Origin of the sequence: Alishewanella sp. d11, assembly GCF_049390205.1 — a bacterium.
Taxonomy (GTDB): domain Bacteria; phylum Pseudomonadota; class Gammaproteobacteria; order Enterobacterales; family Alteromonadaceae; genus Alishewanella.
Genome location: NZ_CP186547.1, coordinates 2,022,385 through 2,036,113, shown reverse-complemented (window position 1 = coordinate 2,036,113; position 13,729 = coordinate 2,022,385). Strand labels below are relative to the sequence as shown.

The window sequence follows — 13,729 nt, the reverse complement described above, 5'->3', positions numbered from 1 at the left end:
GCCAAATCGAAAAAATCTCAGACCTATATCACCTATGTGCATAAGCAAATAAATGCCATTAAGGAGATATACCATGACACCAAAACCTACCCCTGCAGATGTTGTTAAATGGTCCGTTGCTGCACTGGAAATCTTGGATAAAGCCGCCACGCTAATTGCTAAGAAGTACGCGCGCAAAGACGCCTTTACCAGCCCCGATGTCACCAAGGAATATTTGAAATACCGTATGGCGCATCATGAGCGTGAAGTCTTCGCGGTGATCCTGCTGGATAACCAGCACCGGCTTATTGAGTTCTGTGAGCTGTTTCACGGCACCATTGATGCTGCACCGGTTTACCCGCGTGAAGTGGTGAAACTGGTACTGGAGCATAACGCTGGCGCTGTGATCTTTGCGCATAACCATCCGTCTGGTGTGGCCGAGCCATCTGAGGCAGATAAGCGCATTACCAAACGGTTAACCGATGCGCTGGCGCTAATTGATGTAAAAGTGCTGGACCATATCGTTGTGGGTGAAACGCCAGTGTCTTTTGCTGAACGTGGGCTTATTTAGCGCCAACGGCAAGCTTTAACACCAACCGCAAAACGGCATAAATGCCAAGTTCCCAAATTAGTCTTTTGGGAACTTGGAAAGCCTTATAAACCGGCACTGTTACTTTTTGCACTGTGCTGAAGTTCTCAAAACTGCGTTTTAATCGAAAAGAGTAAGTTGACTATGGTGGCAAACCGAAACCGTCAGCTTTCGAATATTGCGAAAACTTGACATTTTTTCGAATATTGCGAATAATTGCGCAGTATTCAATTTTTAAGGTAATTTACCATGCAAGCCTATGAACAACTTCCGACGGCACAAGAGGCGGCACTAGCCAAGCTTTGTAGCCAGGAACTAGCGGCCGTCATAGAAACTAAACTGGATGTGCAATCGCTTGCTCTGATTTCTCCAGATGGTCAACTAAAGCAAGTTGAGATCCCTGTCAGTGCGCTTCGACTGATGGTAAACATTCTCACCGAATTGGGTGAAGGTAATACTGTCAAGCTGGTACCTATCCATGCGGAACTTACTACCCAGGAAGCGGCGGACCTATTAAACGTATCTCGGCCCACGTTAATTAAGCTGCTTGATGAAGGCGCGCTGCCATTCCATCGCACGGGCAATCGCAGAAAAGTACGCTTTAATGATTTACGGCGCTACCAAAGCCAGTTAGAAGCGCAGCGATTACAGGCGCTAGATGAGCTTACTCAACTCGATCAGGAATTAGGATTGGGCTATTAATGAGTTCGAACTATACCGTAGTGTTTGATGCCTGCGTGTTGTACCCTGCGCCATTAAGAAGCCTCTTAATGTATCTTGCATTAAGCGGCCAGTTTAGAGCCCGTTGGTCTGCTGATATTCAAGACGAGTGGATCAGAAACTTGCTGGTAACCAGAGCAGACTTAACCCGGACCCAACTTGAAAAAGTACGCGATTTAATGGACCTACATGTACCTGGTTCAGTAGTGACAAACTACCAACCGTTGATTCCATCAATAACACTGCCAGATGAAAACGATCGACATGTTGTAGCTGCTGCTATTCAAACCCGCGCAGAAGCGATTGTCACTTTTAACTTAAAAGATTTTCCAGACCAATCCCTAAGGCAATACGGCCTTAAAGCACTGCACCCTGATGACTTTATAACAGATCTGATGGAGTTGAATGTTGGGGCTGTTTTGGAGGCGGTAAGACGGCATAGAGCCAGCCTAAAAAATCCGCCTTTTACTGCGGAACAATACCTGGACTGCCTGCTAAAGCAAAAACTGCCGGAAACAGTAACAAGGTTAAGCCCATTTAAGCTGCTATTTTAACGCTTTGAGCCGCATTCAACCCGCAACTTTGCTGCTCAACCTGTTGCTTTAAACTTAACTTTGGCACAAGGCACCTCCGGTATAATATTTCACCAGCTTAGCAAAAATACGACACTTTGCTCAGCACTGCGTAAACGACGCATTAGCATATCTATAGTGGCAATAGATGTTTCCTGTTATTTGAGCGACAACTCAAGCATAAGAAAAACGGCGGGTAAAGCGGCGGGTAAAACAACAAAACCACCAACAAGTTCAAGCCCAAGCAATTAATTAAAAAAAATAAATTCACAATCTACAAGTAGATCCGAATATTGAATGATATTTTCCGCTTTTCCTAAGCTATTCAATTTCTACCCAAGCCCTGACCTCACAGGGCTTTTTTAGGGTGCCATATCGAATTTCACAATATTTGACCTTTTAGATTAACTCAGTAACTAAAAATGAGTTGGCACACTATAAATCGAGACCCTACCCCACCGCTAACTTTGCCGCTTGTTGCCACATAAAGTCTGGCATAGGTTCTTTTAGCCGCCAGGTGATATTCATGGGTTGTGAGCCGGTATGCGAGATATATTCTACTTCACCGTAATTGACGAATCCCATGGTGCGGCCATACTCATCACTGGTTTGCTCGCGCACAAATAAGAACACTCGCTTTCGTAGCTTTTGCTGTTGAACATACTCTAAACCACGGCCACGATCGGGTCTGGCACTATTTTGCGACTGCCAATGAAACAAGTGTTCATTTATGGCATAGTCGTGATACATGGTGGTTGGCGAGAAGTGTTTTTCGTTTTTATCTAAGGTGACAAACAATAGCTCGATATTCTGTTCTTTCAGTACCAATACGCCTTCGCGCGCAGGGGCTTGTTTTTCAAAAGTAGTTGCACCAAAAGCCACCAATATCTGCTCGCGCGCATAACGGGCATGCAGCCTTAATGGCACTTCAGGTAAATTTTCCATACTCAGTTGCTGGTGCTTGGTTTGCGTTAATTGCTGAGTCAGCACATCAAGCAATTCTGCCTTAATACCGAGCTTGTTAAGCTGAGCAAGACTCTGCGCTAACGAGGTAAAGCCAGCCTCTGCGCCTGTTTTTTGCCAAAAGTCATAATGGCACATTAAGGCATAACGAGTGGTGTCAGTCGTAATGGCAAAATTATTCAAGCAAAGCTGTTTTAGAAAACTTAGGTAATGATGGTCATCACAGGTGAGAATTCGATTAAAAATGGCTTTTTTGCCCATGTGAAACCAATTATCATCAGGTCTTGGCTCTTGAACTGTGTGCTGTGTTTTATGCACCAATTCCGCCCAACAGCCACGCTTATACAGCTCATGCAAATTAATAAAAGGGTGCTGACTTAAAAAGTTACTGAGTGTTAACGGCAAAGTGGAATGCTGCGGATACTGCCGGATAAGTGCCAGTATGCGAGTTAACGTCAACGTAGCTTGGCGAATATTGCTAAGTACCATTTCCTCAGTGCGTTTAGTTAACTCAATGCGACAGCCAAGCGGTGCGTGCGGAAAACCTTGTTTTATTTCTTCGCTAATGGCGCGGTTTGTTCGACCAATTAAGGCGCGAAACTTATGCGCAAAGTCATATTCGGGGCGCGAGTTGCCAACAAAATCCAGTACAGTACAACATTGTTTGCCATCAGCTAACCGCAAGCCTCGTCCTAATTGCTGCAGGAAAATCGTTAAGCTCTCTGTTGGCCGCAAAAACAATAAGGTATCCACTTCAGGGATATCGACACCCTCATTAAAAATATCCACAACACAAAGCACATTGATTTGCCCTGAGCGAATGGCCTGCTGTTTAAGCTGTCGATCCTGGCTGTTATCACTGGTCAGTACATCGGCCTTAATCCCTTTTAGTAATAATTGCTGTGCCATATAGGCTGCATGATCTTTGCTAACGCAAAAAGCCAGCGCTTTCATGTTGCTAAGGTCAGTAATGATTTCCTGCATACTTAGCAAAATCTTGTTCACCCGAACCTGATTATGGGTATACAGATTAGTTAACTGAGCCACATCATAGCGTCCGCGCGCCCATGGGATGCTGCGTAAATCGGTATCATCATCAATACCAAAATACTGAAACGGACAGAGATGGCGACGATTAATCGCTTCAGGTAAACGAATTTCCGCAGCAATCACACCACCAAAGTCCGCTAAAATATCACCACCATCATGCCGCTCTGGGGTGGCCGTTAAACCTAACAAAATGGTGGGGCTAAAATAGTCTAAAACCGCACGGTAACTTTGTGCGGTGATATGGTGTACTTCATCGATCACAATATAATCGTAATAATCGGCAGTAAGGTTCAGTTGGCTTAGCTGATTATTTAACGTTTGAATAGACACAAACAATTGCTGGTAATGGGCTGGTGAATGGTTACCTACCCAAAGCTCACCAAAACCACTGTTGCGTAATACACCACGGTAAGCCGCTCGGGCTTGCAGCAAGATCTCTTCCCGATGTGCCACAAACAAAAAATGCGCTTGCGGTTTGGTTTTTACAAAGCGGGCAAAATCAAAGGCAGATATCAGCGTTTTACCTGTTCCCGTTGCGGCCACTACTAAGTTTTTATAACGCTGATGCACGCTGCGCGCTACTTCCAACTGTTCTAAAATCTCGCGTTGATGGGCAAAGGGCGTAACATCAAAAAAATGTGTTGGCTCACTTTCGCCGCTGCTTCGCTGTTTTTGTAATGCTGTTTTTAGTTTTTCCGTGCAAACAGCATCACCACTAAAATGCTCAAAATCGTTAGAAGCCCAATAGGTTTCAAAGGTACTCAACGATTTGTTGATAATATGCGGAATTTCTTGCGAAGTGATTTTCAAATTCCACTCTAAGCCACTGGTTAAGGCAGAATGCGACAGATTAGATGAGCCGATATAGCCCGTGTGATAACCGGTATTACGCAAGAATAAATAACTTTTAGCGTGTAAGCGCTCGCGCTCAGTATTGTAACTAAGCTTTACTTCGGTATTGGGCAAGCTAGCTAAGTACTCAACGGCTTTAGCATCAGTAGCGCCCATATAAGAAGTGGTAATAATTTTTAACTCGCGGCCACTGGCGGTAAAGGCTTCAAGCTCTTTTCGAAAGATCCGAATCCCTGCCCATTTGATAAAAGAGACTAACCAATAGATTTTATCCGCCGATAAAATTTCGCGCTTAAGTTCAGACTCTAGCGACAAGCCGGCATTGCTACCACAAAAAAGCTCGCTTTGGCTAAGCCCTGTCAGCGGGAAAATATCACTGATATAGCTTTGTAAGTCGGCGGCAACCGGGTTTTCTAGCTCATAGAGTGCAGTTAAAATTTTCCCTTGGCTACAGAGCAAATTCTCATCGATAAAATCTTTGTCTTGAATTTGCGACTTTAACCACAGTAATAATTGATTGGATAAGTCAATTTGCTGCTGCAAACGATCATCACTAGCAGGCACCGCCTCAATGGCGTATTCCAAAATATGGGATAAAAAACGCGACAACCAAATGGATGCCTCAGCGCTCGTTAGCTCACGCTCCCCCACATAAAACTTGTCACGATCGAGACGGTTAGCGACTAACTGCGTGATAAGTTGCTCGTAAATGCCGATCTGTTGCATACCAGTCCTTGTGTTAGCAGGGGAATCCCTAAACTTGGCCATGTTCGTACATAGCTTCAGCATAATTGATAGTGAATCTTACCAACTAAGGCTTTTTCAGCAAGCGTATTTACCTTTACTCAGTAAAGAAAATGAACAAATACATGCGTGAAGATAGGCCAAGTTCTATAAACTTCAATCCTACTGCCGATTAAACGCCGGCTCTTCAAAGTAAGCATAATCGCCCAACTGCAAGGCTTGCTGGCGGCGCGCTTGGGCTGAGGGCTTGCGCTCGGCAATGCTGATCCCAAAAACTTCTATGTGTACCTTTTCCATTAGTTGCTGCACTTGCTGGCGGCTGCATAGCTGTAATAGCTCACCGGCATGAATAAAGCCTTGTGCCCGCAAGCGTTGTTCGTGGTTATCTTTGCCCACTTTGCTGGCCTGAAACAGATCGCGAAATTGCGCTTCTAAGGTTATTAAGAATAGGTCTCGCTGTAGCATGCTCATTTAGCCTCCATTGGTAATTGGCATCCTTGCCTGTTTGTCCCTGCGCATCCAAGCGAATAGCATCCTTGCCAGTAACGTCCTGCTAGCTTGTCTATACACTGTCATGGTTAGTGACATGTCATCCATGAGTCACCATCTTAGACTTTTTGTTATTTCGCACCATACTGTGCAGGTACTCAGTGTATGTTTTTCAGGCAGATGTTTTTAAGCCTTTGCGCCAAGCCCTTTAAGACGTTCGCGCACTGGCTTAGAGTTGGCGTATACCCAAACATCAAGCGAGCTAATCATGAACAAGCAACCTATTTGTGCTGAGGATTTACCCCGGCTAATACGTTTACAAGCGCTGTGTAAAACTATGAATGCTATTGAACACTTAGCCAACTCTAAGCAAGATAAAGTGGTGTATGCTGGGCGTATTTGGCGCTATGGGGATTTGGTTTATTTAGGTTATGAGTATTATGTGCTGGCCATTCCTTATGGTTTAAAAGTGGATAACTTTTGCAAGTGGTTAGCGGCGGAGCAAGCCATTCTCAAACAATTTAATTTAGCTTGGCCAGTTGCCACCTTAACTGCCGCAACGGTTGAAGCCTAGAAATTAGTTAACGCATGTGTGTATGCTAATCAGACATATCTTACAGGAGTTTATATGCAAAACCGTCAACCACAGCCCGCACTTTCAACAGATAACCGTAGTAGCCTAGACGCCAGTGGCTGGCCGCTGCGCTGGGAGCTGTTAATGCGTTACCGGCTAATTGAAATTGTTGCGTTATGGGAAGGCCGGTTAACCACCAAGCATTTATGTAATAGCTTTGGTATTGCGCGCCAGCAGGCCTCCAAAGATTTAAATGCTTATATGCGCGATATTGCGCCCGACAATCTGGTGTACGATAGCAAGCTAAAAGGCTATAAACCGGCTGTTGGCTTTACGCCCAAGGTGACCAGCGGCCTTGCCGATGAATACCTGCATGCGCTGGCCAGCACCAAAGATTTTGCCCACACCTTTAGCCAGCTCGATTTAGGCTTTGCCCATACCGAAATGCTCACGCCACCACTGCGCCAAGTAAACCCAGATATTCTGCGGGCACTGGTGCAGGCCGCGCGCGACGGTAAAAAGATTGATATGGGTTATGTGTCGCTCACCAGCCCAGATGAAGAAAGCCGCATTATTGCCCCGCATACACTGGTCTGCACGCCACTGCGCTGGCATGTGCGCGCTTATTGCGAGAAGAACCGCGATTTTCGGGATTTTGTGCTAAGCCGCTTTCGCAGCATCCATGGCATTGAAGGCGACGCCGAAATGACCAAAGAGCAGGATGAGCGCTGGAATACCAAAATCGATATCGTGCTGGTGCCCGATTCCCGCTTAACCGACTATCAAAAAGCCATTATTGCCGAAGATTACAATATGCAACACGGCAAGCGGGTGTTCTCCGTGCGCTCTGCGCTGGTGCCTTATGCCGTGCAGGCGTTAAACCTAGATTTAGCCAAAATTGAAGCGCGCCCAGAGGCGCAGCAAATTATGGTGGCGAATTTGGATGAAGTTAAGCGGCATGCGTTTTAAGAATTGTTTAAAGTGCTATTTTTTATTTAGATAAGAAGAGCTGGCAGATGCCAGCTCTTCCGCTTACGCTACAACAGTTTTTAATTCATCGCACTGCTGTTGCGAGTCGACTTTAATTTGCATTGCCTCATTTCTGGCAGCCAGAATTTTCTTTTCAGCTACTACAAATCTCTTAAGCAGCTGCCGAACCATAGGCTGATAGCCAATACCGTGCAAGGCAGCAACTTCCTTTAGATCTTTAATTAACTCATCTTGTAAACGAATTGAAATCAATGTCATAGATGCGGCTTTATCAAACTGGGCCATCATTTCATCTGGTAACTCAGCTTTACGTACATGCTCTTCGCTTGTACCATATGTGCCGTCATCCCACTTGACGTCTTGTGATTCGTCATATGTAGGTTGTTTCATTCTTTACTCTCCGTTGTGCTACTTATGCGTACTTTTTATAAATGGCTAACTCTCTATCGTTTGCCTCATACGCTGTTCTGATGATCAAAGTGTCATCTTTAAATATGAATGCTATTTTCACGAGCTTACCGAAGTCGGTACTACCAATAAACCATAATGTTGGTGGGTCACTTTTGTGTTGCTCTCTGGTGTCCTCCAGAAAGCCAGCTAGTCGTCCCGATATAGCTTCATACACTTCATCCAGAGTTAAGCAATGCTTTTCTTCAATCTTTTTCTTAACTGCAGGGGAAATGTAAACTGCCATTTATCTACTCCACGCTCACGTGTATATACAGTATATATATATATACTGAAAAAAACAGTATTTCTGGATAAATTTGAGGATTCACGTCATGCGCTTTTTTAACTAACCTTTGCATAAACCTATAATGGCGTAAAGCCTTGGGTTAGCACCCTGTCAGCGCGCTTCGACTGATGGTAAACATTCTCACCGAATTGGGTGAGGGTAATACTGTCAAGCTGGTACCAATCAATGCCGAACTTACTACTCAGGAAGCGGCGGACCTATTAAACGTATCTCGGCCTAGGTTAATTAAGCTGCTTGATGAAAGCGCGCTGCCATTTCATCGCACTGGCAATCGCAGAAAAGTACGCGATTTAATGGACCTACATGTATCTGGTTCATTAGTGACAAACTATCAACCATTGATTCCATCAATAACACTGTCAGATGAAAACGATCGACATATTGTTGCTGCTGCTATTATAACGCTTTGAGCCGCGTACAACCCGCAACTTTGCTGCTCAACTTGTTGCTTTAAACTTAACTTTGGCAAAAAGCACCTCTGGTATAACACTAGATAAGCTTAGCAAAAATACGACAATTTATTGTACCGGCTAAACATTTGCTATTGCGAGATCACATACCGAGTACTTCTCCCCCCAGCAGCGGTTTTCAGCAAGCACCCCATTTCTACCAACTGCGCCAAATGCCGGCTGGCGGTTGCGGGGCTGACCATGGCTACTTTGCCGTACTGACTATTGCTGATGCCATCGCTGAAATCGCCATCCAGTAACCGGTTTAGTACTTTGACCTGTTCTTTATTCAATTGCGTTTGATTTACCCGTTGCCAGAAACGGGTTTTTAGCAGCGTTTGCTCAATATCAGCCAGCGCCTGCTTTAGGCTAGCGGCTAGCGTGTCGAGAAACCAAACCAACCAAGCAGTGATATCAGTATCGCCTTTTTGGCTTTGCTCAAGAATATCGTAGTAGCTGCTCCGTCTTTCCAGGATAGCAACCGACATGGCATAAAAGCGGATGGACTGATGTTCGGCTTGCGCCAGCGCCAGATCGGTCAATAGCCTGGCCAAACGGCCATTGCCATCTTCCAGTGGATGGAGTGTGATAAACCAAAAATGCGCAATGCCAGCGCGTAACAGCGGGTCTAACTTGGCGTCATCCCGCGAGCGGTTAAACCAATCGATAAAGCAATTAAGCTCGCCTTCCAAGACTTCACGTGGTGGTGCTTCGAAATGCACTTTAGGGCGGTCGATTCTGCCAGAGATAACCTGCATCGGCTCGTTACCGCGCAGCTGCCCGCCCTGCACTCTCTGCCCTATCTGCTCTCTCTGTAATAGCGAGCTATCAGAAGGAAATAGCCAGACATGCCACTGTAACAAGCGCTCTAACGTTAATGGCTGCTGCCAGTTCCCAATAGCGTCTGTAACCATGGCTGCAAGGCCATCAGACTGAGCTGTCGTTGCAACGCTTTGTGGCTCATCAATACCCAGCTTACGGGCTAATGATGAACGCACCACACTATGATTAAGGCGCTCACCTTCGATAGCACTGGATGTAAGGATATTGGCAAGCATGGTATCCAGCGCAGCCTGCTGGTTATCCTGTACACCCATTTTGCCCAGCAGTACGCCTTGCAAAAAGTGCAGCTCACGTAACTTAGGCGTCAGTGCCGCATGATCATAACGAAAGACTTGTGACGCCTTTTGCTGACGGCCGGGCCAATCGGGTTGTTGCCAGATCCACTTATGGTGGCGAATTTGGATGAAGTTAAGCTGCATGCGTTTTGAAACTAAGGCGACAATGTCAATTCCTGAATGCCAAAGGTCACCAGGCTACACTTTTATGCGCGTAAAAATGCAAACTCCCGCACTTTTATGCGCGTAAAAATGCGATTTGAGTTATAGTATAGGCCGTAAGCAATCTTAATTGGCGGGAAATGACAATGCAGCGCAACTTACTCAACGCCCTAATAGCATGGAAAAATCAACCTGTGCGTAAGCCATTATTGATCGATGGCGCAAGACAAACAGGTAAAACCTATCTGCTGCAAGAGTTGTTTGGGAATACCTTTGCCAACATCCTTCGTATCGACTTCCTTGAAAACCCTGCTTACAAAGCAGCGTTCGATGGCTCGTTGTCACCTGACGAGCTAGTAATGAACATTGAGTTGTTAACCAACCAAGCGTTCAATCCAGAAACCGACTTGCTGATATTAGATGAAATTGGCGAATGTGAACGAGCCGTAACTTCGCTGAAGTATTTTGCCGAAAAAGCACCGTCCTATTTTGTCGCAGCCAGCGGTTCGAACATTGGTTTGCTCAATACCTTCCCTGTAGGCAAGGTAGAACAATACAATTTACGACCACTGACCTTCCAAGAATTTATTTACGCATCCAATGAGCAAGCACTGATCAAAGCATTTGATAGTCAAGCAAGCACACCGGCGGTGCACACTAAATTGATGGATAAACTAACCGACTATTTTTTTACCGGTGGTATGCCGGAAGCCGTTTCTGCTTGGTATCAGTTTAAGGATTCAAGCATCCTAGAGCGTGTTGAAAAAGTCACAAAAATTCATGCCGATTTAGTTGCAGGTTATCGCCGCGATTTCGGTAAGTACGCGGGCAAGGTCGATGCCACACTGATTGAATCGGTGTTTAATAGCATTCCAGCCCAGCTATCACTTGTCAGCGATGAGTCAGTTAAACGCTTTAAATTTAAGCATGTGCATGAGCGTAAATCTCGTTATAGCGATTTTGAAACCGCGATCCATTGGCTTAACTGCTGCCGCTTAGCTTTGCCAAACTACCCTATTGAAGGATTGCCGAAATCGCCACTAGCGGCCTATAAAAAAGACAATATGGTTAAACTATTTCTGTTTGATGTGGGCCTGCTCAATCATATGCTGGGCAGCAGTTATAAAGAGATTAAGCAACAAAACTATGAATACAAAGGCTATGTGGCTGAAAACTTTGTGCAACAAGAGCTCACAGCTATTGGCGTTGACCCAAGCTATTCATGGAATGACGCCCGCGCCGAAATCGAATTTATTTTAGCGACCGATGAAGGCGATATCATCCCTGTTGAAGTCAAAAGTGGTAAACGTACAAAAGCAAAATCGTTGGCATCCTACGTTGAAAAATGTGCACCCAGTAAAACCTTTAAGTTAACGGGTACACAAGGCTCATCAGCCTTAGAACAAACCAATATCGTGATGCCGTTGTATTTCACACAGTATTTACCTCAGAGATGGTAAAAGCGCGTTGCTTAGCCCCAGAGGTCTACACAACATTACCTTATGGGTAACAATTTGTAGACCTTGATGCCTGATATTCGATACTCAGTCTTATCACTCTTGGGCAACAGGATCAGTCTGAAACCTTTTGCATACAAATAGCGAACTTTCAGTCGGAAACAGCCAGGAGTGACACTGTAGTAATCGCTCCAGCGTTAATGGCTGTTGCCACATGATCATAACGAAAGACTTGCGGTGCATTTTGCTGACGGCCGGGCCAATCGGGTTGTTGCCAGATCCACATAGGCTGATCTTCTGCTGATTGAGGTGAATACATGACACAATCTACTCATATAGTGAGGTGAATAGCAAGATTAATCACCTCAGAAATCGTTAGTGGAGCTGATCATTGATTAATGCTACATATTAACTAGGTGAATTCAGCTAACGCTAAATACCTCCTAATGGTGAATTTGCCAGTACCCGGTTTTGTCGGAGCCTATGCGTTTTAATTGGTTGTTTTGTTATTGAAAAGCTCGTTTTACTTTCATTGAAACAGCACGGCATTTTCCTGATTGCGCAGCTCCAGTGTCTTAGCAATTGCAGATATTGTGGTTTTGCTCACCCCTTGCTGCCGTGCAAGGTGAGTAAATTGGCTGATGGCTTCTGCGACTTCTTCAACATGTCGGTATTTATTCTAGCGCAGTGGTATGCTGCGTAAGTGTGTATCTATCACCTCAATCATCGACTTGGTAAGCGCTAAATGCGTTTTTTCTTTTGCCCATACCTCGTGGAAGCCTGCTACGGTTTGCTTAGCCGTATCCAACACTAATTTTTCTGGCAGCATAGCTTTAGCCGCTAGGTGTGATAATTCATCCAGCGTGAAATCACTGAATTTTTTGCTTCGGCTAACCTTCAACGACGCATTATCATCGGGGATATAAGGAATGGTTGAGACAAAGTCATAAGCAGGTGCAATCGATGCTGTGCGCTTGTCTTTGTAGATCACAGACCAATTTTTCAAATGCATATCGGCATTGCCAATTAACGTATTAAATACCAGCCTACGCGTAAATTCTGCGATGTCCTCGTCTTGCCCTTCGATGCCAATCACCTGAGCAATATTGCGCATACTGGCTTTTTTATATTTATCTTGCGGATAAACGCCAAACACTTGCGCAAAATCTTCAATGTGTACGGCTTGCTCACCTGCACGATCAAAGCGCTTGATCACAAACGCATTGTCACCATATTTGCCAATGCCATCTGGGATATTAGCAATCTGGTTCACGGGGAGTAGCTGCGTTTCTGGCACATTCATTCCCAACATTCGAGCCAGTTCCATCATCGAATATTCATTTTCAGGCACAGCGTCAAAGCGAGACGACGGCAACTTCACAATCCAAGAACCACCTTGACCGGTTGCTGGAATGGTCAAACCACCGCTTGCCTGCTGCATGGCTGAAAACTTCAACTGTACACCCGCTAATGAAAAACGCATTGGCGCTTCAGTTTTCATTTTACCTTCAGCGCCTTGCTGCACATGAGGCGGCAGCGCTTCGCCATCGGCCGGTTCAACCGTGATTGCGCCAGCTAAATCCTGCCCTAATACCCACAACAAAAAAAACTCACGCGCGGGATTCACACCGGCACGCTCGGCTAGGTAATGACGCATGGTTTCTTCTGGCAAAAGGTTGGAGAAAAACGGTGTTAACCTAGTTTGCGTCGGTTTGAAGTTAGTTAGCAAGCCACCCAGCGAATCTTTAAAACCCAGCCCTAACACAGGCCGCGCTTCGTCATTAAGGTACGAATCCGTAAAGGCAAAAAGCGTTCTGTCATTGCCCACGTTGGTAATCGTTGCAATGGGTTCACCGTAGAGCAACACGTTGAGCGTAGAGACATTGTTAGTCATCATCGTCTTCCTCTAACTGATATGCCGGCGGTATTGGCTCTGCTTCATCGTTGATGCCGTTAATACCTTGGCCACTTCGAATGATTGACTTAATGGCAGGCACGGACTTTTTAGGGGCAACAAATAACTCTAGATCGAGTACGCGGGCAAGCGCTATCAAACTGGATATTCTTAAATCAACACCACCAGACTCGATCTTCGAAATATGGCTTTGCGGTACACCCGACCGTGCGCTTAGCTCTCTTTGGCTAAACCCCTTACGTACCCGAGCTTCTCGCAGGCTTTGTAGTATCTGCTCTGTTACATAGCTCATTTCGATATGCCTTAATGCTTCATTTAATAAAAATATATATAAAAACATATCAGCGAT

The 13,729-nt window shown here is 45.3% G+C and carries 15 protein-coding genes and 1 pseudogene; 7 read left to right on the top strand and 9 right to left on the bottom strand.

Translation table 11 applies throughout. The features are described from left to right. Positions 1 to 73 precede the first annotated feature (73 nt). The 3 genes from radC to ACO1PK_RS09190 all read left to right on the top strand — a co-directional run bounded on the left by radC (position 74) and on the right by ACO1PK_RS09190 (position 1,842). On the top strand, positions 74 to 550 hold the full coding sequence (gene radC / locus ACO1PK_RS09200) for a RadC family protein (RefSeq protein WP_057787566.1): 477 nt from the start codon (positions 74 to 76) through the stop codon (positions 548 to 550). Positions 551 to 817: 267 nt separating this feature from the next. Beyond that, positions 818 to 1,270 carry a helix-turn-helix domain-containing protein gene (locus ACO1PK_RS09195; protein WP_423185346.1) on the top strand — a complete coding sequence of 151 codons (453 nt, stop codon included), beginning with the start codon at positions 818 to 820 and terminating at the stop codon, positions 1,268 to 1,270. After that, positions 1,270 to 1,842, top strand: a complete 573-nt coding sequence (locus tag ACO1PK_RS09190; RefSeq protein ID WP_423185345.1) for a PIN domain-containing protein — start codon at positions 1,270 to 1,272, stop codon at positions 1,840 to 1,842. The genes ACO1PK_RS09195 and ACO1PK_RS09190 overlap by 1 nt, the downstream gene beginning before the upstream one ends. Positions 1,843 to 2,310: 468 nt before the next feature. Here the strand turns inward: ACO1PK_RS09190 and ACO1PK_RS09185 are convergent, their stop codons facing one another. Both ACO1PK_RS09185 and ACO1PK_RS09180 read right to left on the bottom strand, forming a co-directional pair. Next, on the bottom strand, positions 2,311 to 5,451 hold the full coding sequence (locus ACO1PK_RS09185; RefSeq protein ID WP_423185344.1) for a DUF3427 domain-containing protein: 3,141 nt from the start codon (positions 5,449 to 5,451) through the stop codon (positions 2,311 to 2,313). Positions 5,452 to 5,631: 180 nt separating this feature from the next. Continuing rightward, positions 5,632 to 5,940 carry a hypothetical protein gene (locus ACO1PK_RS09180; RefSeq protein ID WP_423185343.1) on the bottom strand — a complete coding sequence of 103 codons (309 nt, stop codon included), beginning with the start codon at positions 5,938 to 5,940 and terminating at the stop codon, positions 5,632 to 5,634. A gap of 286 nt (positions 5,941 to 6,226) precedes the next feature. On the opposite strand from ACO1PK_RS09180, the gene ACO1PK_RS09175 reads away from it, so the two are divergent. Both ACO1PK_RS09175 and ACO1PK_RS09170 read left to right on the top strand, forming a co-directional pair. Further along, positions 6,227 to 6,532: a hypothetical protein gene (locus tag ACO1PK_RS09175; RefSeq protein WP_423185342.1), complete on the top strand. Its 306-nt coding sequence runs from the start codon at positions 6,227 to 6,229 to the stop codon at positions 6,530 to 6,532. 54 nt (positions 6,533 to 6,586) lie between these two features. Next, on the top strand, positions 6,587 to 7,501 hold the full coding sequence (locus tag ACO1PK_RS09170; RefSeq protein ID WP_423185341.1) for a WYL domain-containing protein: 915 nt from the start codon (positions 6,587 to 6,589) through the stop codon (positions 7,499 to 7,501). A 63-nt stretch (positions 7,502 to 7,564) separates the two neighbouring features. Here the strand turns inward: ACO1PK_RS09170 and ACO1PK_RS09165 are convergent, their stop codons facing one another. Further along, positions 7,565 to 7,912, bottom strand: a complete 348-nt coding sequence (locus ACO1PK_RS09165) for a hypothetical protein (protein WP_423185340.1) — start codon at positions 7,910 to 7,912, stop codon at positions 7,565 to 7,567. 22 nt (positions 7,913 to 7,934) lie between these two features. Beyond that, positions 7,935 to 8,216 carry an ADP-ribosyl-(dinitrogen reductase) hydrolase gene (locus tag ACO1PK_RS09160; RefSeq protein WP_423185339.1) on the bottom strand — a complete coding sequence of 94 codons (282 nt, stop codon included), beginning with the start codon at positions 8,214 to 8,216 and terminating at the stop codon, positions 7,935 to 7,937. Between the two features lie 170 nt (positions 8,217 to 8,386). On the opposite strand from ACO1PK_RS09160, the gene ACO1PK_RS09155 reads away from it, so the two are divergent. Next, a complete protein-coding gene (locus tag ACO1PK_RS09155) occupies positions 8,387 to 8,689 on the top strand; it encodes an excisionase family DNA-binding protein (protein ID WP_423185338.1) in 303 nt (100 codons plus the stop codon). A 131-nt stretch (positions 8,690 to 8,820) separates the two neighbouring features. Here ACO1PK_RS09155 and ACO1PK_RS09150 read toward each other — a convergent pair whose 3' ends face one another. Continuing rightward, a complete protein-coding gene (locus ACO1PK_RS09150; protein ID WP_423185337.1) occupies positions 8,821 to 9,990 on the bottom strand; it encodes a Fic family protein in 1,170 nt (389 codons plus the stop codon). Between the two features lie 164 nt (positions 9,991 to 10,154). Between ACO1PK_RS09150 and ACO1PK_RS09145 the strand changes: the two genes are divergently transcribed. After that, the gene (locus tag ACO1PK_RS09145; protein WP_423185336.1) at positions 10,155 to 11,468 is read left to right on the top strand and encodes an ATP-binding protein; all 1,314 of its coding nucleotides are present in this window, start codon (positions 10,155 to 10,157) and stop codon (positions 11,466 to 11,468) included. Positions 11,469 to 11,616: 148 nt separating this feature from the next. Here the strand turns inward: ACO1PK_RS09145 and ACO1PK_RS09140 are convergent, their stop codons facing one another. From ACO1PK_RS09140 to ACO1PK_RS09125, 4 genes and pseudogenes are all read right to left on the bottom strand, one after another. After that, positions 11,617 to 11,784, bottom strand: coding sequence for a hypothetical protein (locus ACO1PK_RS09140; protein ID WP_423185335.1), 168 nt, complete (start codon positions 11,782 to 11,784; stop codon positions 11,617 to 11,619). Between the two features lie 210 nt (positions 11,785 to 11,994). Next, positions 11,995 to 12,129: pseudogene (locus tag ACO1PK_RS09135) on the bottom strand (type II toxin-antitoxin system HipA family toxin); the annotation flags it as partial. A gap of 15 nt (positions 12,130 to 12,144) precedes the next feature. Next, a complete protein-coding gene (locus ACO1PK_RS09130; RefSeq protein ID WP_423188191.1) occupies positions 12,145 to 13,359 on the bottom strand; it encodes a type II toxin-antitoxin system HipA family toxin in 1,215 nt (404 codons plus the stop codon). Continuing rightward, positions 13,352 to 13,672, bottom strand: a complete 321-nt coding sequence (locus ACO1PK_RS09125) for a helix-turn-helix domain-containing protein (RefSeq protein ID WP_423188190.1) — start codon at positions 13,670 to 13,672, stop codon at positions 13,352 to 13,354. The genes ACO1PK_RS09130 and ACO1PK_RS09125 overlap by 8 nt, the downstream gene beginning before the upstream one ends. Between the last annotated feature and the right edge of the window lie 57 nt (positions 13,673 to 13,729).